This window comes from Roseovarius sp. M141, assembly GCF_024355225.1.
Classification (GTDB): Bacteria; Pseudomonadota; Alphaproteobacteria; order Rhodobacterales; family Rhodobacteraceae; genus Roseovarius.
Genome location: NZ_VCNH01000008.1, coordinates 681,700 through 704,815 on the forward strand (window position 1 = coordinate 681,700; position 23,116 = coordinate 704,815).

At 62.5% G+C, this 23,116-nt stretch carries 24 protein-coding genes; 8 read left to right on the top strand and 16 right to left on the bottom strand.

The window, feature by feature from the left end; translation table 11 throughout:
* The first annotated feature begins 109 nt into the window (after positions 1–109).
* Complete coding sequence (locus tag FGD77_RS07445; protein WP_255008076.1) at positions 110–1,315, top strand: transposase; 1,206 nt, start codon at positions 110–112, stop codon at positions 1,313–1,315.
* Positions 1,316–1,601: 286 nt separating this feature from the next.
* On the opposite strand, the gene FGD77_RS07450 is transcribed toward FGD77_RS07445, so the two are convergent.
* Genes FGD77_RS07450 through FGD77_RS07460 form a run of 3 tightly spaced genes read right to left on the bottom strand, consistent with a single transcriptional unit; the run spans position 1,602 to position 3,455 of the window.
* Positions 1,602–2,402: a DUF4336 domain-containing protein gene (locus tag FGD77_RS07450; protein WP_255008078.1), complete on the bottom strand. Its 801-nt coding sequence runs from the start codon at positions 2,400–2,402 to the stop codon at positions 1,602–1,604.
* A gap of 2 nt (positions 2,403–2,404) precedes the next feature.
* Positions 2,405–2,956: a peptidylprolyl isomerase gene (locus FGD77_RS07455; protein ID WP_255008080.1), complete on the bottom strand. Its 552-nt coding sequence runs from the start codon at positions 2,954–2,956 to the stop codon at positions 2,405–2,407.
* Entirely contained in the window at positions 2,949–3,455 is a 507-nt protein-coding gene (locus tag FGD77_RS07460; RefSeq protein WP_255008082.1) for a peptidylprolyl isomerase, read from the bottom strand. Before FGD77_RS07460 ends, FGD77_RS07455 begins: the two co-directional genes overlap by 8 nt.
* Before the next feature lie 134 nt (positions 3,456–3,589).
* Between FGD77_RS07460 and pgk the strand changes: the two genes are divergently transcribed.
* The 7 genes from pgk (at position 3,590) to FGD77_RS07495 (ending at position 11,625) form a co-directional block, all read left to right on the top strand.
* Entirely contained in the window at positions 3,590–4,783 is a 1,194-nt protein-coding gene (gene pgk / locus FGD77_RS07465) for a phosphoglycerate kinase (RefSeq protein ID WP_255008084.1), read from the top strand.
* An 82-nt stretch (positions 4,784–4,865) separates the two neighbouring features.
* A complete protein-coding gene (locus FGD77_RS07470; protein ID WP_255008086.1) occupies positions 4,866–5,759 on the top strand; it encodes a fructose bisphosphate aldolase in 894 nt (297 codons plus the stop codon).
* Between the two features lie 546 nt (positions 5,760–6,305).
* The gene (locus FGD77_RS07475) at positions 6,306–6,605 is read left to right on the top strand and encodes a septum formation initiator family protein (RefSeq protein ID WP_255008088.1); all 300 of its coding nucleotides are present in this window, start codon (positions 6,306–6,308) and stop codon (positions 6,603–6,605) included.
* Between the two features lie 141 nt (positions 6,606–6,746).
* Complete coding sequence (pdhA, locus tag FGD77_RS07480; protein ID WP_255008090.1) at positions 6,747–7,757, top strand: pyruvate dehydrogenase (acetyl-transferring) E1 component subunit alpha; 1,011 nt, start codon at positions 6,747–6,749, stop codon at positions 7,755–7,757.
* A gap of 12 nt (positions 7,758–7,769) precedes the next feature.
* Positions 7,770–9,143 carry a pyruvate dehydrogenase complex E1 component subunit beta gene (locus FGD77_RS07485; protein WP_255008092.1) on the top strand — a complete coding sequence of 458 codons (1,374 nt, stop codon included), beginning with the start codon at positions 7,770–7,772 and terminating at the stop codon, positions 9,141–9,143.
* A 12-nt stretch (positions 9,144–9,155) separates the two neighbouring features.
* A complete protein-coding gene (locus FGD77_RS07490) occupies positions 9,156–10,466 on the top strand; it encodes a pyruvate dehydrogenase complex dihydrolipoamide acetyltransferase (protein WP_255008095.1) in 1,311 nt (436 codons plus the stop codon).
* A 235-nt stretch (positions 10,467–10,701) separates the two neighbouring features.
* Positions 10,702–11,625 carry a porin gene (locus tag FGD77_RS07495; RefSeq protein WP_255008098.1) on the top strand — a complete coding sequence of 308 codons (924 nt, stop codon included), beginning with the start codon at positions 10,702–10,704 and terminating at the stop codon, positions 11,623–11,625.
* A 113-nt stretch (positions 11,626–11,738) separates the two neighbouring features.
* Here FGD77_RS07495 and cysE read toward each other — a convergent pair whose 3' ends face one another.
* The 13 genes from cysE to FGD77_RS07560 all read right to left on the bottom strand — a co-directional run bounded on the left by cysE (position 11,739) and on the right by FGD77_RS07560 (position 23,082).
* Positions 11,739–12,545 (bottom strand): serine O-acetyltransferase, encoded by an 807-nt coding sequence (cysE, locus tag FGD77_RS07500; protein WP_255008100.1) that lies wholly within the window; start codon positions 12,543–12,545, stop codon positions 11,739–11,741.
* A 248-nt stretch (positions 12,546–12,793) separates the two neighbouring features.
* The gene (locus tag FGD77_RS07505; RefSeq protein ID WP_255008102.1) at positions 12,794–16,816 is read right to left on the bottom strand and encodes a glycoside hydrolase TIM-barrel-like domain-containing protein; all 4,023 of its coding nucleotides are present in this window, start codon (positions 16,814–16,816) and stop codon (positions 12,794–12,796) included.
* Positions 16,816–17,265 (bottom strand): peptidase, encoded by a 450-nt coding sequence (locus FGD77_RS07510; protein ID WP_255008103.1) that lies wholly within the window; start codon positions 17,263–17,265, stop codon positions 16,816–16,818. Before FGD77_RS07510 ends, FGD77_RS07505 begins: the two co-directional genes overlap by 1 nt.
* The gene (locus tag FGD77_RS07515; protein WP_255008104.1) at positions 17,262–18,149 is read right to left on the bottom strand and encodes a DUF2163 domain-containing protein; all 888 of its coding nucleotides are present in this window, start codon (positions 18,147–18,149) and stop codon (positions 17,262–17,264) included. Before FGD77_RS07515 ends, FGD77_RS07510 begins: the two co-directional genes overlap by 4 nt.
* Complete coding sequence (locus FGD77_RS07520; RefSeq protein WP_255008105.1) at positions 18,146–18,778, bottom strand: DUF2460 domain-containing protein; 633 nt, start codon at positions 18,776–18,778, stop codon at positions 18,146–18,148. The genes FGD77_RS07515 and FGD77_RS07520 overlap by 4 nt, the downstream gene beginning before the upstream one ends.
* 12 nt (positions 18,779–18,790) lie before the next feature.
* Positions 18,791–19,450 carry a phage tail tape measure protein gene (locus FGD77_RS07525; RefSeq protein ID WP_255008106.1) on the bottom strand — a complete coding sequence of 220 codons (660 nt, stop codon included), beginning with the start codon at positions 19,448–19,450 and terminating at the stop codon, positions 18,791–18,793.
* A complete protein-coding gene (locus FGD77_RS07530) occupies positions 19,443–19,643 on the bottom strand; it encodes a rcc01693 family protein (protein ID WP_255008107.1) in 201 nt (66 codons plus the stop codon). The genes FGD77_RS07525 and FGD77_RS07530 overlap by 8 nt, the downstream gene beginning before the upstream one ends.
* A complete protein-coding gene (locus tag FGD77_RS07535) occupies positions 19,640–19,960 on the bottom strand; it encodes a gene transfer agent family protein (RefSeq protein ID WP_255008108.1) in 321 nt (106 codons plus the stop codon). Before FGD77_RS07535 ends, FGD77_RS07530 begins: the two co-directional genes overlap by 4 nt.
* A 1-nt stretch (position 19,961) precedes the next feature.
* Entirely contained in the window at positions 19,962–20,375 is a 414-nt protein-coding gene (locus FGD77_RS07540) for a phage major tail protein, TP901-1 family (RefSeq protein WP_255008110.1), read from the bottom strand.
* 24 nt (positions 20,376–20,399) lie between these two features.
* Positions 20,400–20,807 (bottom strand): DUF3168 domain-containing protein, encoded by a 408-nt coding sequence (locus tag FGD77_RS07545; RefSeq protein WP_255008112.1) that lies wholly within the window; start codon positions 20,805–20,807, stop codon positions 20,400–20,402.
* Entirely contained in the window at positions 20,804–21,142 is a 339-nt protein-coding gene (locus tag FGD77_RS07550) for a head-tail adaptor protein (RefSeq protein ID WP_255008114.1), read from the bottom strand. The genes FGD77_RS07545 and FGD77_RS07550 overlap by 4 nt, the downstream gene beginning before the upstream one ends.
* Positions 21,142–21,741 (bottom strand): hypothetical protein, encoded by a 600-nt coding sequence (locus tag FGD77_RS07555; RefSeq protein ID WP_255008117.1) that lies wholly within the window; start codon positions 21,739–21,741, stop codon positions 21,142–21,144. Before FGD77_RS07555 ends, FGD77_RS07550 begins: the two co-directional genes overlap by 1 nt.
* A gap of 150 nt (positions 21,742–21,891) precedes the next feature.
* Complete coding sequence (locus FGD77_RS07560) at positions 21,892–23,082, bottom strand: phage major capsid protein (RefSeq protein WP_255008119.1); 1,191 nt, start codon at positions 23,080–23,082, stop codon at positions 21,892–21,894.
* Between the last annotated feature and the right edge of the window lie 34 nt (positions 23,083–23,116).

The following is a 23,116-nucleotide window of genomic DNA, read 5'->3' on the forward strand; positions in this document are numbered from 1 at the left end:
TTTCATCGTTCTAAACCCACATTTCCCAAGTAAGGCGCTGATTTCGCTGTCCTGACCATTATATTTCCTATATAAAACATGGTGTTGAAGGCTGCGAGGGGCGCGTTTCATGGATCACCCAGAGGGTGCGGGCTTGCAACGGGCAGATCGGGTGGATTTCGACCCTCGCGTGCGGCTGGAATTTCGCGGCACGCAGCTCAGTTCCGACGGCGGCCTTCTGGTGATGCGCGAGCTTGATGACGCGCTCGGGTTGTCCGATTTGGCGTCAGCGGCGCTGCGCGATACTCGCTCTGGCAAGAACACGGTCCATCGGCTCGACGGCCTGTTCCGGCAATCAGTCTTTGGGCGGCTGGCCGGATACGAGGATGTCAACGACGCCAACCGTCTCGCCTGCGATCCGGTCATGCGCCAAGTTGTCGGCGGCAGAGCGGTCGATGCACAAGCGGCCTCGGCATCGCAGATGGGACGGTTCGAGACCGAGACGCTGGCTCTGGCCGGGAACCGTGCCGCGCTGGCCGACCTGAACGGGCAATGGATCGACCGGTTCCATGACCGTAACGGGCTGAAGTACATCGTTCTGGACATGGACAGCTCGGTCAGCCCGACCCATGGCGACCAGGAAGGGTCCGCCTGGAATGGCCATTTCGACTGTAGCTGCTATCACCCCAACTTTCTGTTCAACCAGTTCGGGATGCTGGAACGCTGCGCCCTGCGCCATGGCAACGTCCACAGCGCCGATGGCTGGCGTGATGTTCTCGACCCCGTCATTGCGCGCTACGCGGAGCGCGACCTTGGGCCGTCACTGACCAAGGTCAAGCGGTTCTTCGAGGAATTCGAGTATCAGGCGGCGTCCTGGGACAAGGAACGCCGGGTGATCGCCAAGATCGAATGGCATCCGGGCGAACTGTTCCCGCGTGTCGGCTTCATCGTCACCAACCTGCCGATGGAGCCGGACTGGGTGGTGCGGTTCTACAACCAGCGCGGCACCGCCGAGCAGCACATCAAAGAGGGCAAATACGCCTTTCGCTGGACGCGGCTGTCGTGCCGGAAGTTCCGCGACAATGAGGTGCGGCTGCAACTGCACGCCCTGGCGTACAACCTGGCCACCTTCTTGCGCTGCATCGAGCTGCCCGAGGCCATGGCCGACTGGTCGTTGACCAGCCTGCAACTGAAGCTGATCAAGATCGGGGCACGTGTGGTCCGTCACGCCCGCACCATCACCTTCCAGCTGGCCGAGGTCGCTGTCACCGGCACGATGGTACGCGCCATCCTCGCCGCTATCCGCCGATTGCGAGCGCCACCGCTATGCGCATGATCGCGATCCACGCTCAAACTGAACGAAAGCGGCTGGACAGATCTGTCCGCTGCGCTGAAAAACGCCGCCCCTGGGCAAGGAAACAGCGGCTTCGCGGTCTGATCCGTCCAGATCCAGCAGTCTGCGCGACCGCAGGTGCCGCTTGCGGCAGAAAATCCTTGTCTAGCGCTCGGATACAGGCGATCTTCACCTCAAACGACACGCCACTTGGGGAATGCAGGCTAAAAATACTCCCGCCGGAGGCGGCCTGACTGTCGGGCTTCGGCTTCGACCTGCTATTGATGTATCAACCGTTGCCATTGCGATCGTCAGCCCTCATCCGGTCCATGGCGGCTGTCCATTCGCGATCGCGCAGGATCCGGCGGAAGGCGCGGCGCAGCTCGGCCACGGCATCTTGGCGATACCAGCGGCCATGCGCCAGAATCATGCGCTGCGGATCCCATCCGATCATCGCCTCGACCGATTCGGCCAGCGCCGTCTTGCGGAAGGTCAGGCGCATGTCGGGCGGCATCTTGCCATCGCTGTCGTCGATCCCGGCCAGCCAGACCAGCGGGCGCATCCAGACCGGTAGTTTCGCAGTTTCGAAGTTTTCGATCAGATCAGTGAGGATAAGGGTAGAGGAGGCGCGGTGAAAGAAGACGGCTTCGCGGTGCTGCTTGCTGCCCTGAACGATCATCTGGTCGATTTGATCGGCCCAAGGGGATTCTGCCGTTTGTCCCAAATCATGATCGAACCTGAGCGTCAGCCCCTTTTTTGCCGCACGGTCGGCTACGCCGGGTGCCGCATAGGATAAAGCATCGGGACAGGCCTGTTGCCAGTCCCCCACGTTCACATAGTGCAGCCAGTTTGGCGCAATCAGATAGCGCACCGGCCCCAGCGCCTGCAATTCAGCGCGCAGCCCCTCTGTCAGCAATGTGGGCGAATGAACCCACAGGTCGCCATTGGCCAGCTTCACCACGGTGCAGCGTGTCGAATAGGGCATCCCGTAAAATCGCACGGCAGGCCCGTCGATCAGCCAGATGTCTGTTGCCACGGGCTTGAGCGTGTTCAGCGGCTCATGGCCCGTGGCGTGTTTATGTGGTGCCAAGCTTATTCGACAACGGTCACGGAGGTCATCACATCGGGCTGGCCGACGACGGCGCCATTGCCGCCCGTGCCACGCTTGATCGCGTTCAGCACCTCCATACCTTCCGTGACCTTGCCAACTACGGTGTAGTCTCCATTCAGGTGGCCCGCAGGTGCAAAGTTGATGAAAAACTGGCTGTTGGCGCTATCGGGGCTGGCGCTGCGCGCCATGCCGACGGTGCCGGCCTCGAACGGACGGTCCGAGAATTCGGCCTTGAGGTCGGGCAGGTCCGAGCCACCCGAACCGGCGAGGCTCATATCGCCACCGTCCGTCTTGCCGTATTGCACATCGCCGGTCTGCGCCATGAAGCCGTCGATCACGCGATGAAACACCACGCCGTCATAGGCGCCCTGTCTGGCCAGCGTGGTGATGCGTTCTACATGGACGGGCGCGACGTCGTCGAACAACTCGATTGTGATGGTGCCGTTCGCCTCGCCCGCAACATCGATTTTCAGATCGGTCGCCAGCGCGGGTGCGGCGGCCAGGATCATTGCGATGGCCAGAACGTTACGCATCCGCGGCCACCTTGACGCTGATCATGCGGTCGGGGTTCGCGGGCGGCTCGCCCTTGGCGATGGCGTCGACATGCTCCATCCCTTGAATGACGCGGCCATAGACGGTGTATTGACCGTTCAGGAAATGGTTGTCCTTGAAGCTGATGAAAAACTGGCTGTTCGCGCTGTCGGGGTTGGCGCTGCGCGCCGCGCCCAGAGCGCCGCGATCATGCGGGATCTTGGAGAATTCGGCCTTCAGGTTCGGCAGGTCGCTGCCGCCGGTGCCGGCGGCGCGCGGGTTGTAATCCTTTTCCATGTTGGCGTTGGCCACGTCGCCGGTCTGCGCCATGAAGCCGTCGATTACCCGGTGAAAGGCCACGTTGTCATAGGCGCCGCTGCGGGCCAGTTCCTTCATCCGCGCGCAATGGTCTGGCGCGACGTCGGGCAGAAGCTCGATCGCGACGGTGCCGTCTTTCAGCTCGATCAGGATGGTGTTTTCAGGATCTTTGATCTCGGCCATGTGGGCCTCCTTTTGATGGGCATTGGGTGAATATCTAGGCGCTCGGGGCGCGATTGCCAAGCGCCCGACCTTGACGCATGCGCGCCCAGACGCCAAGACATGCGCGGTAGATGATACGGCAAGGATATGGGCGGATGAGCTGGAAAACCCTCGACGATATGGATCTGAGCGGCAAGCGCGTGCTGACGCGCGTCGATATCAACGTCCCGGTCGAGGCCGGGCGCGTCACCGATGCCACGCGGATCGAGCGGATCGTGCCGACGGTGCACGACATTCTGGAACAGGGCGGCAAGCCGATCCTGATCGCACATTTTGGCCGACCCAAAGGCAAGGTGGTGCTGGACCTGTCGCTGCGTGTCCTGCTGCCGACCCTGGAGGCGGCGCTGGGCCACAGCGTGCGCCTGATCGAAACGCTGGACGGCGCCGAAAACCTGACCGCCGAGGCGGAGGCTGCGGATGTCCTGCTGCTGGAAAACATCCGCTTTTATCCCGGCGAAGAGGCGAACGACCCCGATTTCGCCGCCCGCCTCGCGGCATTGGGCGACATCTATTGCAACGATGCGTTTTCTGCCGCGCACCGTGCCCATGCCAGCACGGCTGCTATTGCGCAGCTGATGCCATCCTGTGCAGGGCGGCTGATGCAGGCCGAATTGCAGGCGCTGGAGGCCGCGCTTGGCACGCCAAATCGGCCCGTCGTTGCCGTGGTCGGCGGCGCCAAGGTGTCGACGAAACTCGACCTGCTCAGCAATCTGGTCGAACAGGTCGACAGTCTGGTGATTGGCGGCGGCATGGCCAACACGTTCCTTGCCGCGCAGGGTTTGCATGTGGGAAAATCCCTGTGCGAACATGACATGGCGAAAACCGCGCGCCAGATTATGACCAAGGCCGCCGACAAAGGCTGCGAGATCATTCTGCCCGCAGATATCGTCGTGGCGCGCGAATTTGCCGAAAACGCCCCTCACGAGACGCTGGCAGTGCATCTGTGCCCGGATGACGCGATGATCCTTGATGCAGGCCCGCAGAGCGTCGCGCGCGTGGCGCAGGCTTTGGACGGTGCGAAGACGCTGATCTGGAACGGCCCGCTGGGAGCGTTCGAGATCGCGCCATTCGACGCGGCCACCGTTTCTGCCGCACGCCACGCGGCACAGCGCACAAAAGCTGGCGAGCTGATTTCCGTCGCCGGCGGTGGTGATACTGTCGCCGCGCTGAACCGCGCAGGCGTCGCCGAGGATTTCACCTACATCTCGACCGCCGGCGGCGCGTTTCTGGAATGGATGGAGGGCAAGGACCTGCCCGGCGTCGCGGCGCTCAAGGGGTCAGGTCGTTAGCGCGACCATAATTGCAAGCGCAAGGGCCCTGCAATAGAAGCAGGCGCAGAACAGTGAACATGATATGAGCGGAGCCGAGATTATGCCGAACGCAGCCCAAGCAGAAAAAATTCGCGCCGGGAACGGCTTTGTTGCGGCGCTTGACCAATCGGGCGGCTCGACCCCCAAGGCGCTGGCGCTCTATGGCGTGCCCGAAAGCGCCTATTCGGGTGAGGCCGAGATGTTCGATATGATTCATGCCATGCGCGCGCGCATTGCGCAGGCGCCGGATTTCAACGGTGACAAGGTCATCGGCGCGATCCTGTTCGAGATGACGATGGACCGCCAGATCGATGGCAAACCGTCGGCCACCTACCTGTGGGAAGAGCGCGGCGTCGTTCCGTTCCTGAAAGTCGACAAGGGGCTGGAGGACGAAGCGGATGGCGTGCGCCTGATGAAGCAGATGCCGGACCTTGATGCGCTGTGCGAACGTGCGGTGAAGGCGGGTGTCTTCGGGACCAAGATGCGCTCGGTCATTGATGCAGCGTCACCCAGCGGGATCGACGCGGTCGTCGCCCAGCAGTTCGAGGTCGCCCAGCAGATTTTGTCCCACGGCCTGATTCCGATCATCGAGCCGGAAGTCACCATTTCCATCGCTGACAAGGCCGAGGCCGAGGCACTGCTGCTCGAGACGATCAAGCGCCATCTTGACGCGTTGCCCAAAGGCACAGAAGTGATGCTGAAGCTGACCCTGCCCGAAAAGGCGAACCACTATAAGCAGCTGGTCGATCACCCCGCCGTCATGCGCGTTGTCGCGCTGTCGGGCGGCTATTCGCGGGAAGAGGCAAATAGTCGCCTGGGGCAGAACACCGGCATCGTCGCCAGCTTTAGCCGCGCATTGACCGAAGGGTTGTCAGCCGATCAGACCGACGCCGATTTCAACAAGGCAATTGGTGCCACCATCGATAGCATTCATGCGGCTTCGGTCGGTGGGTGATCTAAACCGGTGACAGGGGGCCAGCCCCCAAGTTGAAAATCAACAGAATTTTCAACTTTCCCCCGGGATATTTGACGGCAAGAAGAATGGGGGGTGTTCTTCTTGCTAAAAATATCCTCGCCGAAGGCATGAAATCTCTTTCTGTCTGGATTACAAGCCGGGCGAGGATTGCGGAAATGTCGACCCCCTAAATCGCGCTGCGACCTCGATCGCCGATGAGGCGGGTGGTCCCTGTCGCCCTTTACCCACGGCACCGCAGCATACCCGGCGCCCAGGCGTTATCGCGCAAGGGGCCGGATCTCCCACGGGTTCAGGCCGTCATGCGGCGGCTGGTGGGGGACGCCATGAGTGTCCAGTTCGCCATGTTGCCGCGAACTGCGCATCGGCAGTTATTTTTTAGCGAGTGCAGTTGAGCGATCGCGCCGCAAGATTGCAACGCTCTCTGACCGCTTACCCTGCCCGTGCAAAATGAGATTCCAAATCTGTGGCGATTGTGGCAGGGTTCTCAAAAGGCCCGCCAGAGGCCAACGCAAAGAGGCAAGTGTCGTGACAAACCGCAAAAAACCCGCGCTGGGCGTGTTCGTTTACTTCGCCATAGCGTTCGCGCTGGGGACCTATTTCACTTTTGCCGCCGTTCAGGGTAATTTCGGGCTGTTCAGCCGGGCCGAGATCGAGGCCGAGGCCGACGCGCTTCAGGTCCAATTGGATCTGCTTAACACTGATATTGCCGTGATGGAAAACCTCACGCGCCGACTGTCAGACACTTATCTGGATCTCGATCTGCTGGACGAACAGGCGCGGTCCGTGATCGGACTGCTGCGCAGCGATGAGATCGTCATTCGCTAACGCGTCTTGCGTTTATGACGCGCCAATGCCTATCCTTAGGGTCTGCACGCAATCAAAACAGGCCTGCAATCGTTTGTGCCAAGTATAGTTTAGCGTTAAACTATAAAACGATACATGTGCCACTCAGGGGGATATCTGCCAATGGCTGCCCAGAAGAAAGCAAGAAAATCAAACGCTTCGGCGGAGGATCTGAAAGCATACTATCACGACATGCTGCTGATCCGACGATTCGAGGAGAAGGCAGGGCAGCTTTACGGCATGGGCCTGATCGGGGGGTTCTGTCACCTTTACATCGGTCAGGAGGCCGTCGTCGTCGGTCTCGAGGCCGCTGCCGAAGAGGGCGACAAGCGCATCACCACCTACCGCGATCACGGTCATATGCTGGCCTGTGGCATGGACCCGAACGGCGTCATGGCCGAATTGACCGGTCGTGCGGATGGCTACAGCCGTGGCAAGGGCGGCTCTATGCACATGTTTTCCAAGGAAAAACATTTCTACGGCGGCCATGGCATTGTCGGGGCCAACGTGCCGCTGGGTGCGGGGCTGGCGTTTTCGGACAAGTATCGTGGCAATGACCGCGTGACGTTCACTTATTTCGGTGATGGCGCGTCCAATCAGGGGCAGGTTTACGAGACGTTCAACATGGCGGCCCTGTGGGAACTGCCGGTCGTTTTTGTTATCGAGAATAATCACTATGCGATGGGAACGTCGCAGAAACGCTCGACCTCGACGCCGGAGATCTACACGCGCGGCGAGGCCTTCGGCATTCCCGGTGAGGCGGTCGATGGCATGGACGTGCTGGCCGTCAAGGAAGCCGGCGAAAAGGCCGTGGCGCACTGCCGATCCGGCAAGGGGCCGTATATCCTTGAGATCAAGACCTACCGTTATCGTGGCCATTCGATGTCGGACCCGGCCAAGTATCGCACCCGCGAAGAAGTGCAGAAGGTGCGCGAGGAAAAGGACTGCATCGAGCATGTCCGTGACCTGCTGCTGACGGGCAAGCACGCGACCGAAGAGGATCTGAAAGCGATCGACAAGGAGATCAAGAGGATCGTCAACGCATCCGCCGAATTCGCCAAGGACAGCCCCGAGCCGGACGAGGCCGAGCTGTGGACAGATGTCTACGCCGACGCCGTGCCGCAGAAAGCCTGAGGAGCCATACACATGCCAACAGAAATTCTCATGCCCGCCCTCAGCCCCACGATGGAAGAGGGAACGCTGGCCAAATGGCTGGTCAAAGAGGGTGACACCGTAAGTTCGGGCGATATCCTCGCCGAAATTGAAACCGACAAGGCGACGATGGAATTCGAGGCCGTGGATGAGGGTACCATCGGCAAGATCCTGATCGAGGCCGGCACCGAAGGCGTCAAGGTAAACACCGCCATCGCCGTGCTGCTGGAAGAGGGCGAAAGCGCCGATGATATTGGCGCGGCCAAGGCCGAGGCGCCGAAATCCGAGCCGAAAGATGCGCCCGAACCCGCTGCATCCAAGGCTGCTCCGGCCAAGGCGGCAGCGCCCGAACCCGACCGCAGCCCTGACTGGCCCGAAGGCACCGAGACGAAAAAGCAGACGGTGCGCGAGGCGCTGAACACCGCCATGGCCGAGGAAATGCGCCGCGACGGTGACGTGTTTATCATGGGCGAAGAGGTGGCCGAATATCAGGGCGCCTACAAGATCACCCAAAACCTGCTGGAGGAATTCGGCGCCAAGCGGGTGATCGACACCCCCATCACCGAGCATGGCTTTGCCGGGATCGGCGTCGGCGCGGCCTTTGGCGGCTTGCGCCCCATCGTCGAGTTCATGACGTGGAACTTCGCCATGCAGGCGATTGACCAGATCATCAACTCGGCGGCGAAAACGCTGTATATGTCGGGCGGCCAGATGGGCTGTCCCATCGTGTTCCGCGGCCCCAATGGCGCAGCGGCGCGCGTGGGCGCGCAGCACTCACAGGATTATGCGGCGTGGTACGCGCATATTCCGGGGCTGAAAGTGGTGCAGCCCTATTCGGCCTCTGACGCCAAGGGCCTGCTGAAGTCGGCCATTCGCGACCCGAACCCGGTGATCTTTCTCGAAAACGAAATGCTTTACGGCAAATCATTCGATGTGCCCGTACTGGATGATTTCACTGTTCCGTTCGGCAAGGCGCGCATTTGGCGCGAGGGCGAAGATGTGACCATCGTCAGCTTTGGCATCGGTATGACCTACGCGCTGGAGGCAGCCGAAAAGCTGGCCGAGGATGGGATTTCCGCCGAAGTGATCGACCTGCGCACGCTGCGCCCCATCGATTATGACACGGTGATCGCGTCGGTGATGAAAACCAACCGCTGCGTGACCGTCGAAGAGGGCTTCCCTGTAGCCTCCATCGGCAACCACCTGTCGGCGGTCATTATGGAGCGCGCGTTCGACTATCTGGACGCGCCGGTGATCAACTGTCTAGGCAAGGACGTCCCGATGCCCTATGCGGCGAACCTCGAAAAGCTGGCCCTGACCTCGACCAAAGAGGTCTTGGACGCAGTGCATAAAGTGACCTACCGGTAAGGAGAGATAGCGATGCCGACAGAGATTCTGATGCCCGCGCTGTCCCCCACGATGGAGGAGGGCACGCTGGCGAAATGGCTGGTCAAGGAGGGCGACACTGTGTCGTCCGGTGATCTGCTGGCCGAGATTGAAACCGACAAGGCCACGATGGAATTCGAGGCCGTGGATGAGGGCACCATTGGCAAGATCCTGATCGAGGCCGGTACTGAAGGCGTCAAGGTGAACACCGCCATCGCCGTGCTCCTGGAAGAGGGCGAAAGCGTCGATGATATCGATAGCGATTCGAACCCTGCGCCTGCCAAGGATGCGAAAAAGGACGCGGCCCCCAGCGAGGATGCGAAGACGGATACGCCTGCCGAGGCTTCCACTGAGGCACCCGCCGCGCCCAAGGGAAAGGATGGCGAGCGTATCTTCGCCTCGCCGCTCGCGCGCCGGATCGCCGCGGACAAGGGGCTGGACCTGAGCCAAATCAATGGCTCCGGCCCGCATGGACGTATCGTCAAGGCGGACGTCGAAGGCGCCCAGCCCGCGCCCAAGGCCGCCAAGGCTGACACTGCCCCCGCGCCAGCCACGAGCGAACCGGCGAAGATGGGTCAATCCGCCGATGCCGTCGCCAAAATCTACGAAGGTCGCGAGTATACCGAGGTCAAGCTGGACGGCATGCGCAAGACGATCGCCGCCCGCCTGACCGAGGCCAAGCAGACCGTGCCGCATTTCTACCTGCGTCGCGATATCCGTCTGGACGCGCTGCTGAAATTCCGGGGTGACCTGAACAAGCAGCTGGAAGGGCGCGGCGTTAAACTCAGCGTCAACGATTTCATCATCAAGGCCTGCGCGCTGGCCCTGCAATCCGTGCCGACGGCCAATGCCGTCTGGGCGGGGGACCGGGTGCTGCAACTCAAGCCGTCGGATGTGGCCGTTGCGGTCGCTATCGAGGGCGGGCTGTTTACGCCCGTGTTGAAAGACGCCGACATGAAATCCCTGTCGGCCCTGTCCGCTGAAATGAAGGACTTGGCCGGCCGCGCCCGTGACCGCAAACTGGCGCCGCATGAATATATGGGCGGCAGTTTCGCCATCTCCAACCTTGGCATGTTCGGCATCGACAATTTCGATGCGGTCATCAACCCACCGCATGGCGCGATCCTGGCCGTTGGCGCAGGCGTGAAAAAGCCCGTCGTCGGCGCGGATGGCGAATTGGCTGTGGCGACCGTCATGTCCGTCACGCTCAGCGTCGACCACCGTGTGATTGACGGCGCGATGGGGGCCGATCTGCTAAAGCACATCGTGGAAAATCTGGAAAACCCCATGGTGATGTTGGCCTGACACGGCTGAAACACGATTGGATATTGTCAAAGCGCGCCAGACTGGCGCGCTTTTTCATTTGTGCGCTGCGCCGTGCGCGCCGATGGTCCATGCGCGTGTTTTCGCCCATATCGCCCGCTTTGCCCGACCATTGAACCGGGCGGGCAAACACAAATGGAAACAACAGCTTGAAATTTCCTACCGCATTATGATTCACTGCCCTCATAAATAATAATAAAAAACTGAGGTGAGCATCATGAAAATCACACAAGGCAGAGTATTGGCTTGCGCCCTGTTGGCCGTGCCCGGTGCCGGACTGGCGCAGGATTTTGAAGGCAGCGCAACGATAGGGTACGACTATTCTTCCGTCTCGAATGGCCGCCCCGACGTGAACAGTTATGCGATGGATGGCGCGGGCACTCTGGGGTTTCAGAACGGGTTCAGCCTGGACTTGGATGGATCGTTCCACCATGCCAATCCTGATCGTGGCAGCAACATGGGCGTGTTCGATGCAGGCGGTGTGCTGAACTACCGGTTTGTGACCGGTCCGGTCGTCGGTGCGTATCTTGAATACGCCAGCCTCGACAGCAACGGCCTGCTGGGCGCGGATATCAACGCAACGTCGTATGGCTTGACCGGCGGCTATGAGGGCCAGCTATTGCAGGCCAAGCTGTTCTACGGCGGCACAGACGCCAGTGCTGTCGTCGGCGCAACATCGGACTGGACGGATTACGGCCTGACGGTGGCCTATACGCCGACCCAAAACACCACCGTGGCCGGCTACTGGATGCGCAGCGATATCGACGCGCCCTTTGGAAACACGGATGCGACCAGCTTCGGCGTGGGTGCCGACTATAATTTCGGCAATGGGTTCAGCGGATTTGGCGGCATCAGCCGGTTGAACTTCGATGCTCTCAATATTGACGCCACGTCATATGGTCTGGGCGTCGGCTATGATCTGAACCAGGTCGCAAGGGTTCCTGCACAGATTTCGCTGGAACTGGCGCGCACCACGATAGATCCGGTCGGGCGCAACACGGACGTCGACTCCATTCGTCTGGGCGTCACGATCCCGCTGGGTGCGCGCAACACTGCTGGCGCCCCGTTGAACAGCGCCGCAAACAACGCCATGTCGCCGCGCCACAACGCGGTATCGACGTTCTACGATAATCTTTACTGACATTTTGGTGGGACGGCTATGAACGCAAAAGAGCGGATGACATCATCCGCTCTTTTGTATTTGTCAGACAGGTTCAGTCTTTGGCTAGGCAGATATCTCGCGCCGGGTCAGCATTACCGCACGCCCAGAAGCTGGTCCATGCGCACGGACGGTTGATCGCATCCTGCCTCGCCCACGATCTTGGCTGGAACGCCGGCTACTGTTTTGCAGGGCGGCACCTCCTGTAGCACCACCGAGCCTGCGGCGATGCGGCTGCAATGGCCGACCTTGATGTTGCCCAGTACCTTGGCGCCCGCGCCGATCAGAACGCCGTTCGCGATCTTGGGGTGCCGGTCCTCTTCTTCCTTGCCCGTGCCGCCCAGAGTGACCGAGTGCAGCATCGACACGTTATCGCCCACAACCGCCGTTTCGCCAATGACGATGCTGTGTGCGTGGTCGATCATGATCCCCTTGCCAATTTTCGCGGCAGGGTGGATGTCGACTCCGAACACCTCGGACACGCGCATCTGGAAAAAGCGGGCCATGTCGCGGCGCCCCTCGCGCCACAGCCAATGCGAAATGCGGTAAGCCTGAAGCGCCTGAAATCCCTTGAAGAACAGCAGCGGCAGGATATAGCGGTCGCAGGCCGGATCACGGTCATAGACCGCCACGATATCGGCGCGCGCGGCGGTCCCGATATCGGGATCGCTGCGATAGGCCCAGTCGCAGATTTCCCGCAGGATCTGCTCGGGCATCTCGTTCGAGGCCAGCTTCATTGACGTGCGGTATGCCAGTGATGATTCCAGCGACTTGTGGTGCAAAATACTGGAATGGACCAGTCCGCCCATCAATGGCTCGTCACTGACGGCGGCCATTGCTTCGGATTTGATCTGGTCCCAGACCGGATCGCATTCGGTTAGCTTTGCGTGCGACTTGCCCATGTCCATGCTCCTTTTTCTTGCGGCTCAATATAGCACGCGCGTGGCAATGGCAAAACGCAATGATGTGACGGATATCATCGATCCGATGAATGAGTGCGGTCTTGGCCGCCTCCGGGGCCACGCCGTCGCCTGTCCGGGCAAGCGTTTGGGCGTGGAACAAAGATGGCGCACTCAACCGTCCCTCGGGCAAAACGCCCGCAGCCGGACCTGGGTCCGGCCACGGGTTTTTCCGGCCCACGCAACCCGGGTCAGCCCCCAACCACGATTTTAGCGAACACCCCCGCCCCGAACTTGGCCGAGATTTGTGCAACATGCACCTCAAAGGGCATGACAGCACCATCCGCGTCCTGCATTGGCGCCGCGTACAGCCATTCGGGCGCCGTCAGCACAGTCTCGCGCAGCACCGCGCCGTCCTTGATGACACGCAAGAGATAGCTCTCACTTTCTTCGCCCAAGGGGACTTCGGGCGTGTCCCACCTGTCCCCGTCGATGCGCGTTCGCCTGATCCAGCTGACGTCGACGGCACCACCGGGCTTGCGCAGTCCGCGCAAATGCGCCGGGCTGTAGGGGCGCAGCCCGACACCCTCGAACGCCACGATCTCGTGCTGGAACGATGGATCGTCCACCGGTCGGCCCGCCGGTCCGATGCGATAGTGCTGCGCCCGGCGCCGCATGGTGTCCGGCAGGTTGATCTGGTTTGGGATGCCGTCCAACATCACGATGAAACTGCGCTCGTCCCATCCGAGGTCACCTGCCGCCTCGGTGCCCAACTGGCCCCGCAGCCGGTGGCTGAGAATATAGGTGTCCTGCCCCACCAGAACGGCATCACGAAATTGCACCAACTCCCAGCCATCGCTGGTCCCATCGCCAATCGCGCACAGGTTTGCGCCGCTCAGTAGTGCATCGTCATCGACACTTTCCAGCTGCCCCGACAGCATCCGCACCGTCATGCCGTCGCCCCGGTCGATCAGCCCGGCGGGCGCGGGTGCCAGCGCGGTCTCCAGCACGCCGACGGTCGCGCGCGCTTCGATCAGGCTGTCCAGCCGGTAATTTGCATCACTCGCCCCGACATGCAGTGCCACCGCCCCCGGCCAAGGCTGCGCGGTCACGGCCAGATGCGGCGCATGCGGCACTTCGTCTCCGGTCATCAGCGGCAGATCCAGAAACAGCGGCAGGACAGGCACCGGCGGCACAAAGGGCCGCACCGAGGGCGCGATATCGGCGATGTGGATCGGGCGATAGCTTTCGGGTTCGATCCGGACGCCGTCAATACGCTGAGCATTACCCATCTGTTCGACTCGGTCGATGCGGAACAGACCTTTGCCGCCTGCCTCATCCAGTCCGATGACGTCCCCTGCGCCCAGTGCCAGTTGCGATGGTGGTAGCGTCAAACGCACGGTATCGGTCGATACCCGCGCCTCCGACAGCCACCGCTCGGTCACGGCACGGCCCTCGGCCCGCGTCATGGCCAGCGGTATGTCCGACGTGGACACCGCATGCGTCGCGTCATCCGGCAGCACCGCCTCCTCTGCGATGACCTCAAAATCGCCGTCTGCCTCGATGAACCGCAGGCGCACCCGGCCTGCAATCTCGGCCGCGCTGGCGCGTGTTTCCTCTAGCCGCGTGCCGCTTTCTGGATCGCGCACCAGATGGTCCATCCCGATCCGGATATCGGCTAGGCCGTCGCGCATGCGAAAGACCAGCAGCCCGTCTCGCTCGATCGCGTCGAACCCGTAGCGCAGCATCAGTGGCTGAAGCGCCGCGCGCGCATCTGCAACCTGATCGACGATGTAACCGCTCACATAGCCATGCAACCGTGTGGTATCGACATGCAGCAGCCCGGCACGCGCCGTAATTTCCTCAACCACCGACGCCAGCGACCGGGACGATGTGCGCCCGGTGATCCAATGCCCCAGCGCATGGTTGCGACCATCGTCCCACAGCGCCTGATTGTTTGGAAAAAACGGAAACGGGCGCGCGTCCCACGCCCACACATGAGCGCGGTCCATGTCGATCATTGGCGCCCCATATTCGTCAGACACTGGATTATGCGCCGGATCGGCCCAATAATCGCGCATCGCACGCAGGTATTGCTGTTGGATCAGCTCGTCACGTCGCCCATCGGAAAATTGCGGCAAAGCCGATTCCGATGATTTCACGTCGACGAACTTGTTCGGCTCGTTCGTGGCCTTGTCGACAGCAGCGCAACCGATCTCGGTAAAGCGGATGGGTTTTGATCCCGGCACCCACGCGCTTGGCTGCGCGGCGCGCGCACCGGCAATGCGGTCGTGATGCCCGTTCAGCCACCAGTTTCGGATATCCTTGTAGCGCCAGATCCAAGGTTCGCCATGGGCATCGTCGGTGATCGGCGTTCGGATTTGTGCCACCCTTGCCTCGGGCGAATGATAGAACCAGTCATAACCTTCGCCGCCTTCGATATTGGCCTTTAGATAGTCCAGATCGTAGATTGCCCCCCAGTCGGCATCGGCGTGATCCACACCATTGCGCCAGTCCGATAGCGGCATGTAATTGTCGATCCCGATGAAATCGATGTTCTCATCTGCCCAAAGCGGATCAAGGTGGAAATACCTGTCGCCGGTTCCGTCCTGCGGCTGATATCCGAAATACTCCGACCAATCGGCAGCATAGCCAATTTTGACGTCAGGCCCCAACAGTGCGCGCACCTCGGCAGCCAATTCTATCAGCGCCGTAACCGCAGGAAAGCTGCCACCGGGCCCGCGGATCTGCGTCAGCCCACGCATTTCCGATCCGATGCAGAAGCTTTCGACGCCGCCTGCGGCAGCGCACAGCGCGGCATTGTGCAGGATGAACCGTCGATAGCCCCATTCATCCGGGCCGCTGTAGTAGACTGGCCCCGCATATGAGGCATTACCCAATTGCGGCCATTGGAAGGGCGGACGATCCCGGCCCGGTATGAGAGGGCGCGAAGGCGCTGTCGGCGCTGGTGCATCTGTCTGGAAATTGCGTGCCGCCGCCGTTCCGAAAAATGCGGCGACCTCGGCTTCGGCGGCCGCGCTTCGGTCTGGACTACCGACACGTTCCGGTGCTTTGGACAGGGTGATACGCCCACGCCACGGCAGCGCCGGTTGATCATCTGCGTCGCTATAGGGGTCCGGCAGTGCGTTGCCTGCGATCTGATCCATCAGGATGAAGGGGTAAAACATTACATCCTGACCTGCGGCTTTCAGTGCCTCTATCGCCTCGATGACGGACTTGTCCGTGGGAGTGCCGCCATAGATCGTCTTGCCATCGGATTGCGGCACCTGCTGCGCGGTGCTGCGGGTCAGGCCCGCAACCGCCCATGGCATGTTGCTGGAATCGTATTTCTTCTGCTCGACTTTGGGGCGCAGGTTGCAATCGCCGCAGCGCAGGTCGTCACCGAACCAGCTGACTACCAGCGAGGTCGATCCGCATTGCGGCAACTCGCCCGTCATGTTGTCCAGCGCGGTGACAAAATCGGACTTGCCCGACGGTGTATTGACATTCGCCAGCTGCGATGACCCCGGGCCGAAATTCATCGTGACCGGTGTTGTTGCCAGCGTGTATTCGCCGCTGCCCGGCAACAATGCGACCGCGCGCACGGATCTCACTGGATCCAGCCCCGCGGGATCCTGGTCGGCCTGCGACGGGCGTGTTACCTCAAACGTGAATTGCGGCACGCGGTTGCCAAAATCGCCCAGGCCCAGATCCTCGATCACCACGTAGGCCGTGCCCCGGTAGGCAGGCACCGTGCCCGCGCCCTCGACAGCCTCAATCCGGGGGTCGGGTACCTGATCGCGCGTGCCGGTATAGACTCGCATCGTCAGACTGTCGCGCGCGACTTCGGTGCCATCCGCCCAGACACGTCCGACATGGCTGATCTCGCCCTCGCACAGCGCCAGCGCGACACTGACCGAGTAGCTGAACTGCCGCACCGTTGGCCCCTTGGGCGCGCCCTTGCCGCCGCCGCTCGCACGGCTGACGTTAACCTCTTCACGAAATTCGGTGGCCCAGATGATCTGTCCGGCCACACGCATACGCCCATAAACCTGCGCAATGGCATCGCCCTCACCCGATCCGGTCAGGCGCAGGCGATTGGCCCGGCCCGTGTCCACCACGTCCGAGCCCTGGCCCATCAGGCGCTGATCGATAGACCGCCCGATGATGCCCCCTGCAAAACGCCCGACGGCGGCCATCGACAGGCCCGCAATGGTGCCGCCCACGGATCCGCCTATTGCCGCGCCTGCGGCCGATAATAGAATAGTCGCCATCAGATACGCTCCTTGGGAAATGTGAAACGCGCCACGATGCGGCGCCGCCATGGCAGGCTCAGTGGGCTTTCGACGACCGCATGGCCAGAATAGGCATGGACAAAACTGGCCTCGGCGCCGATGCGCCCCGCGATCCCCAGATGCTTGGCCACCGCGCCATCGCGCATGCGAAACAGCAGCACGTCACCGGGTGCTTCTTCGGCCGAGGCCTTGGGCAACAAATGCCGCTGCGCGGCCTGCCACAGCGCCTCGATGCGGGCGGGCTCTGACCAATCCATCGAATAGGCCGGTGGCACTTCAGGTTCGATGCCCAGCACCTCGCGCCAGACGCCGCGCAGCAACCCCAGACAATCGGTGCCCGCGCCCTTGCAGGAGGCCTGATGCAGATACGGTGTCCCGATCCAGCCGCGCGCGGCGCCAAGGATGTGATCCCCCAGAACGTAAGTCATCGGCGACTCCCCCCGTTCAGGCTGCCGGACTTCGCTGGATCGGAAATGGACCAGTCGTCGCCCGGAATGTCTGGAAATCCCTGATAATTCGCAAAGTTCTGAAATTTTAGCCGACAGGTTAGCGCCCGCTTGTCGCACCCCGCCTGCAACCTCAGGCTATCGCCCGCGCGTACATCCGCGCGCAGCGGGTGCCACAGCTCGATCACGCGCTGCACGCCGATCATCCCGTCACGTTTGATGACGCCGCTCAGCCCCTTGGCCGCGCCGTCCAGCACGATCAGTTGCCCATGCTGGAACCAGCCCGCGTCGAACCCGCCGAACGCCTCGAAATGAAAGACGCGGCGCGCGTCAATCTGGACCGCTGCCAATTCGTTGGCATAGCCCGGCGTTGCCATATCGAATGTACAAGCGCCGTCGCCCAGAACTGCCGAGCATGGCTTTTGAAAAACCCGCCCCAGCGGACGGTTCAGCGCCTCGGTCAGCCCGCGAAGCTCTGCCTCGAATGCCCCGCCCGAGCGACGCAATTCGCCGATCGAGCCGCGAAATTGCAGATGACGCTGGCGCACGTCCTGCCAGTTGACCAGCCACGCGCGGATCTCGGCCCCGTCATAGCGGCCCGCCTCGATATCCTCCTCGCGGATCGACACATCGCTCAGCGCGCCCAGTGCTTCGGTATTGTCCACCGACAGGCCGGTGGTCTGCTGTATCGCCAGCGCGCTCAGCCCGGTATCGGCGCGAAATGTGATCCCGTCGAACTGCAGGGAGCCGTCATGGTCGGTAAACCCCAGCACCGTGCCATCCTTGCGCGCCAGCGCCCAGGCGCGGCAGGTCGTGGTGACACCCGTCTGCAAATGCGCGTGCAGCTCTGCGTTCAGCCCGCTCATACCCGGATCTCCACCACCGGCACATTCGGCGCGTCCCCGGCGTGAAAGCTGGCAACGCTCACCATGATCCGGTCCGTGTCGAACCGCACCGGCACGTCAAACTCGAAGCCTGCAGTCACGCGGTCGCCGTCATTGGGCGGATGATTGAAGGTGACGATCCCGGTGGACGTGTCCACCTCGTAATGAACGCCTTCCTTCTGCTCGTCCCCGCCAATGCCAACCCGAACGGTGCCGCGCACCGGCTTGGCGATGGGTCGTGCATACTCGTGCGCGCCCGAGCGATAGGTTTTGGTCAACTGAAACGTCGGCGTCACGTCGTCGCCGATCGCGATCAGCTGGTCGTCATAAGCCGGATCCAGCAACGCACTGCCGGATTTGAAGTCTGCCCAATCCTTCCAGCGAAAACCGTGAATCTGCCCGCGCCGCGCCTCGAAAAACGCGATCAGCTTTTCAATATCGTCCAGCCCGCGCATCGCCACGCCTGCATCATACCGCCTGCGCGAATGCTGCCAGGGCGTGTTGCGCTCCTCAAACCCGTTAGCCAGCGTCACCACATCGGTCAGCCGCTCAGGCCCCCCGACCGAGCCAAAGCTCAGGTTCGCCGGAAATCTCACTTCGTGAAAACCCATGGTTTCTCTCCTTTACCGATTGCGCTGACCGCGCCCGATGGCCCGGCTCATCTGCGCCGCGATCTGGCCCTGACTGCGCCGGAACCCTTCGGTGTCGGGCGTCGAGATGTTCATCACCACGCTCACATTGCCGCCCCCACCGCCGCGCACGCCCAGCTTGCCGTCAGTGCCCCGCGCCAGCGGCATGATCGCCTCCGGCCCGGCCTCGCCCATCAGCCCCGTGCCGCCCCGCATCGGGAAGGTCACAGGTCCGCTGACGACGCCGCCACTGGCAAAGGGCTGCACGCGCCCCTGCGAAAAACTCGCCCCATTTGCAAAAGGCATCAGATTTCCGACCAGACTGCCGACCCCGCTGGCCAGCAGCCCGCCGACATGGTCGGCCACCGGCTTCACAGCGGCGTTAAACGCCGTGTTGATCATCGAATTGGCCAGCGTGCGCAGCGACGTCGACAGGCTGTCGCCATCCACGACCGCCCCTTGAATCGCGCGCCGCAAACCCCGGCTCATCCCGCGGTCCAGCGTTGCCACGTCATACCCGGTCCTCTCGAACGAGCCGCGTACGCGCGCCAGCTCTGCGTTGAACGCCGCCGCCATGTCGGTCGCCGCGCCCAAGGACCCGTCCAGCGCCTCAATCTGCGCGTCCAGCGTGCCCAAGTCTCCACCGTCACTCATCATTCTCTCCTCGCGTATCGGGATAGGCCTGCATCAACGCCTCTAGGCGGTCTCGCACCAGCGGCGCACCGCCCTGCGTCTCGCCCAGCATCAGCCGCAGCTCGGCCGGGGTCAGCGCCCAGAATTCGGCGGGCTTCAGCCCAAGGCCGCGCAGGCCCGCCTGCATCAACCCCGGCCAGTCAAACCCGCTCATTGCGCCTCCGGCAGCATGAAGGCCCGCGCCAGCAGCTCTGCCGCCGCGCGGGCCGCCGCCAGCGGCCCGCCTTCGATATCAGCGGCGATCAGATCACCGCTGGACCCCTGCCAGCCGCCACCGCGCAGCCCCGCGACGATCAGCGCCAGGACGTCGCGGGTTGAGAACGCACCCGCCTCGAACCGCTCGACCAGATCCACCAGCGATCCCGCTGCCAGCCCTGCCTCCAGCTCGGCCAAAGCGCCCAAAGTCAGCTTCAGCACGCACCGCTCGCCGTCGATGACCACCGCCACCTCACCTGCCCATGGGTTTGCCATCTCAGATCGCCGTGAAAATCATGCGGCCCGCCGATGCCAGCGACATCTCATAGGTCGCCTCGCCGTCATGCGTCCCCGCGTATTCGATCGACGTCACCTGAAACGGCCCCTCAATGATGCCGAAATCGGGGATCACCACCTGAAAGGCGGGCGTCTCGCCGTCAAAGAAGATCTGCCGCGTCCGCTCATCTGAATCCGCATCGCGGAAAATGCCTGATCCGCTGATCGCCGCCGATTTGACGCCCGCGCCCGACAACAATTCGCGCCAGCCGCCCGCACTCTCCAGACTGGTCACATCCACGCTCTCGGCGTTAAAGCTGATGCGCGTCGCGCGCAGCCCCGCCACCGATTCAAAGTTACCGTCGCCCGTCAGATCGACCTTGATCAGAAGGTCCTTGCCGTTTTGAACTGCCATGTCTCTTGTCTCCGATTGAAGTGATTAAACCGCGTCCTCGACGCGCGCGCGGAACGTCAGATCGATCCGCCGCAGCTGATCGTCCCGCCGCGCCCGCGCCTTGTAGAAATTCAGCGCCGCCAGATGCCCCCGGTCCAGCGTCAGTTCCGCATCCGTCAGCGCGTCGCCCACCGCCGCGGCCGCCTGCTTGGCAGCCGCAAAACCTGCGGCATCACTGACGACCGACACGGTGAACCGATGCCATGCACCGCCCGAAGTCGCATCCGAACGGTCCCGCACATCCTCCGGGCCAAGCGTCACATAAAGCGAGGGCAGCGCGCCCGCCGGAGGCGCGTCATAGATCGCCCCGCCGACCAGCGCCGACAGCTCCGCATCCCCGATCAACTGCCCGTAAACGGCCGCCTGTAGTGCCGCAGATCCGCCATAGCTCATACCGCCACCTCCTCTTGCGCATAGCAGGTCAGATAGCGGCCCAAAGGGTCGCGCTCCGTCACCGCCTCGATCCTGAAAACACGGCTGCCACCCCGCAGCCGTTGTTCGGGCTTTGGGCGCGAAGGCGCACCATAGGGCGCCGCTCGAACCGTGATCTTGTAGCCCGTGCTGGACACCTGAGCTGTCCCGTCCGTCACTTCGCGCCCCGTGCGCGCGATGATCTCGGCCCAGACCTTGCCGATAGGCTGCCACGTCTCGGCGTAACCGCCCGCACCATCGGCAATGCGCTCGGGCGCCTCCAGTACCAGATGCCGGTTGAGGTTGATGTGCTTCATTACATGACACCCCCGCCCAGCAGCCTTACCGTGCGATACCGCTCGATCAGGCTGGTCACACCAAAGGGCGTACAGCCGCCGCCCAGCGCCGTATCGGCGCGGTATTCGTAGTAATGCGCCGCCAGCAGCAGCACCGCCTGGCCCAGATCTGCCGGCAGATCGCCCCAGGCTGCGCCAAACCCCGCGCGGAATCGGACCACGACGGCACCTCCCGAGGGCACCGGCGGCAGGACAGTCCCCACCGGCATCAGACGCGGCCGATGTGCGTCCTTCTCCAGCCGAAAATACGCCGGGTTCGCGACCTCTTCGCTGCCCGACCTATGGCGCAGCAAAACCTCCTCGATCCCCGTCACCGGCGCCACCGGCAGCGCCTGACCATAGCCCGTGCGCCAAGCGACCAGCTCCCACGAGAATACCCGCTCGATCAGCACTTTGCCTGTCCGCGCCTCGATCGACGCGATGGCCGCCCTCAGGAAGCTTGCCAGAACCGGGCCTTGCATATCATCGTCCGAAAAACCCGTTCCCAGCCGCAGATGCGCCTTGAATTGCGCTATCGGCAGCGCGGCCTCGGGCACGGCGGTTTCTTCTATCAACATCATGGAATAACTCCGATAGTCCCGGATCCCTCCGGTGGTTCAGGCGCGCGCCACCCACGTTGCTCGGACGGAGGGGAGCAGCTGGACAACGCATCAAGACTGGCGGCGCACGCCCCGGGCGGGGATAAATCCCCCGCCCGACCCGCGCCTCGCTTAGGAGGCCGCGAATTTCAGCAGCTTGATCGCCGCATAGTCGCTGACGTCACCGCCGACGCGCTTGGTCGCGTAGAACAGGACGTGGGGCTTGGCACTGAAGGGGTCGCGCAGAACGCGCAGATCCGGGCGCTCGGCGACCGTGTAGCCCGCACTGAAGTCACCGAACGCGACCGACATGGACCCGGCGGCCATATCCGGCATGTCCTCGGCGATCAGCACGCGGTAACCCAACAGACGTGCAGGTTCGCCCGCCGCCAGACCGTCCGACCACAGGAACCGGCCATCGGCATCCTTCATCTTGCGCAGGGCACCTGCCGTTTTCGAATTCATGACAAAGCTGGCATTGGCGCGGTACTCGGCGCCCAGCGCATAGACCAGATCAATCACCGCATCGGCATCGTCGAATGCGCCATCCGCGCCGGTCGGCACATATCCCAGATTGCCCCAGGTCCAGACGTCATTGTCGACCGTCGGCTTGGTCAGGAAGCCGGTCGGCTTGTCCACACCGTTTCCGGCGACAAACGCTGCCGCCTCGGCACGCGCGAACTTGTCTGCGATACGGCTCGCAAGCCAGCCCTCGATGTCGAACGCCGAATCGTCCAGCAGACGCTGCGACGCTTTCGGCAGCGCGCTCAGCTCGTGCAGCGGGATAGTGATACGGTCGATGCCCGGCGTCGCCGTCTCGGTCACGCCAGCCGCTTCGGTGGCCCAGCCATGGCCGACATCGCCGTGGTCGATCAGCACGTCAAAGCTGGTCGCCTCGACCGCTACCACATTGGCAATCGCACGGATCGATGCCGTCGCGCTCAGCGTCGACTTGATCGTGCTGGTCGTCTGGGGGTCCACCAGATAGCCGCCATCGCCTGAGACCGACGTGCCCAGCGCCTTGCCTTCCAGCTCCAGCCCGCGCAGACCGTCATCGTCGCCCGAGCGCAGATAGGCGTTGAACGCCTTCTGATGCGGGGCAGGGCCGTCGTTGCCGCCCGCCAGAACAGGACGCGCAGGCACAAAGGATTTACGTTCGAACATGGTCATTTTCTCTTCTTGTTGTTGCAGTCGTTCTTCGATGTCGGACTGAAAGCCCTTCAACTCAGCTACAAAGCCCGCCACAGCGGACTTCACCTCGGCCACCGGTTGGCTGTCGTCAGACACACCCTCCCCGGCACCGGAATTCCCAGTTTCATTCATCACCTGCTCCTTGTTTTGGCGCCTTGGTTGCCCG

What these genes read in the sequence shown, in the direction of transcription:
- FGD77_RS07445 (WP_255008076.1), top strand. Translation starts at nt 110, where the DNA reads ATGGATCACCCAGAGGGTGCGGGCTTGCAACGGGCAGATCGGGTGGAT.
- FGD77_RS07455 (WP_255008080.1), bottom strand. Translation starts at nt 2,956, where the DNA reads ATGCGTAACGTTCTGGCCATCGCAATGATCCTGGCCGCCGCACCCGCG.
- FGD77_RS07460 (WP_255008082.1), bottom strand. Translation starts at nt 3,455, where the DNA reads ATGGCCGAGATCAAAGATCCTGAAAACACCATCCTGATCGAGCTGAAA.
- pgk (WP_255008084.1), top strand. Translation starts at nt 3,590, where the DNA reads ATGAGCTGGAAAACCCTCGACGATATGGATCTGAGCGGCAAGCGCGTG.
- FGD77_RS07470 (WP_255008086.1), top strand. Translation starts at nt 4,866, where the DNA reads ATGCCGAACGCAGCCCAAGCAGAAAAAATTCGCGCCGGGAACGGCTTT.
- pdhA (WP_255008090.1), top strand. Translation starts at nt 6,747, where the DNA reads ATGGCTGCCCAGAAGAAAGCAAGAAAATCAAACGCTTCGGCGGAGGAT.
- FGD77_RS07485 (WP_255008092.1), top strand. Translation starts at nt 7,770, where the DNA reads ATGCCAACAGAAATTCTCATGCCCGCCCTCAGCCCCACGATGGAAGAG.
- FGD77_RS07490 (WP_255008095.1), top strand. Translation starts at nt 9,156, where the DNA reads ATGCCGACAGAGATTCTGATGCCCGCGCTGTCCCCCACGATGGAGGAG.
- FGD77_RS07495 (WP_255008098.1), top strand. Translation starts at nt 10,702, where the DNA reads ATGAAAATCACACAAGGCAGAGTATTGGCTTGCGCCCTGTTGGCCGTG.
- cysE (WP_255008100.1), bottom strand. Translation starts at nt 12,545, where the DNA reads ATGGGCAAGTCGCACGCAAAGCTAACCGAATGCGATCCGGTCTGGGAC.
- FGD77_RS07505 (WP_255008102.1), bottom strand. Translation starts at nt 16,816, where the DNA reads ATGGCGACTATTCTATTATCGGCCGCAGGCGCGGCAATAGGCGGATCC.
- FGD77_RS07510 (WP_255008103.1), bottom strand. Translation starts at nt 17,265, where the DNA reads ATGACTTACGTTCTGGGGGATCACATCCTTGGCGCCGCGCGCGGCTGG.
- FGD77_RS07515 (WP_255008104.1), bottom strand. Translation starts at nt 18,149, where the DNA reads ATGAGCGGGCTGAACGCAGAGCTGCACGCGCATTTGCAGACGGGTGTC.
- FGD77_RS07520 (WP_255008105.1), bottom strand. Translation starts at nt 18,778, where the DNA reads ATGGGTTTTCACGAAGTGAGATTTCCGGCGAACCTGAGCTTTGGCTCG.
- FGD77_RS07525 (WP_255008106.1), bottom strand. Translation starts at nt 19,450, where the DNA reads ATGAGTGACGGTGGAGACTTGGGCACGCTGGACGCGCAGATTGAGGCG.
- FGD77_RS07530 (WP_255008107.1), bottom strand. Translation starts at nt 19,643, where the DNA reads ATGAGCGGGTTTGACTGGCCGGGGTTGATGCAGGCGGGCCTGCGCGGC.
- FGD77_RS07535 (WP_255008108.1), bottom strand. Translation starts at nt 19,960, where the DNA reads ATGGCAAACCCATGGGCAGGTGAGGTGGCGGTGGTCATCGACGGCGAG.
- FGD77_RS07540 (WP_255008110.1), bottom strand. Translation starts at nt 20,375, where the DNA reads ATGGCAGTTCAAAACGGCAAGGACCTTCTGATCAAGGTCGATCTGACG.
- FGD77_RS07545 (WP_255008112.1), bottom strand. Translation starts at nt 20,807, where the DNA reads ATGAGCTATGGCGGATCTGCGGCACTACAGGCGGCCGTTTACGGGCAG.
- FGD77_RS07550 (WP_255008114.1), bottom strand. Translation starts at nt 21,142, where the DNA reads ATGAAGCACATCAACCTCAACCGGCATCTGGTACTGGAGGCGCCCGAG.
- FGD77_RS07555 (WP_255008117.1), bottom strand. Translation starts at nt 21,741, where the DNA reads ATGATGTTGATAGAAGAAACCGCCGTGCCCGAGGCCGCGCTGCCGATA.
- FGD77_RS07560 (WP_255008119.1), bottom strand. Translation starts at nt 23,082, where the DNA reads ATGAATGAAACTGGGAATTCCGGTGCCGGGGAGGGTGTGTCTGACGAC.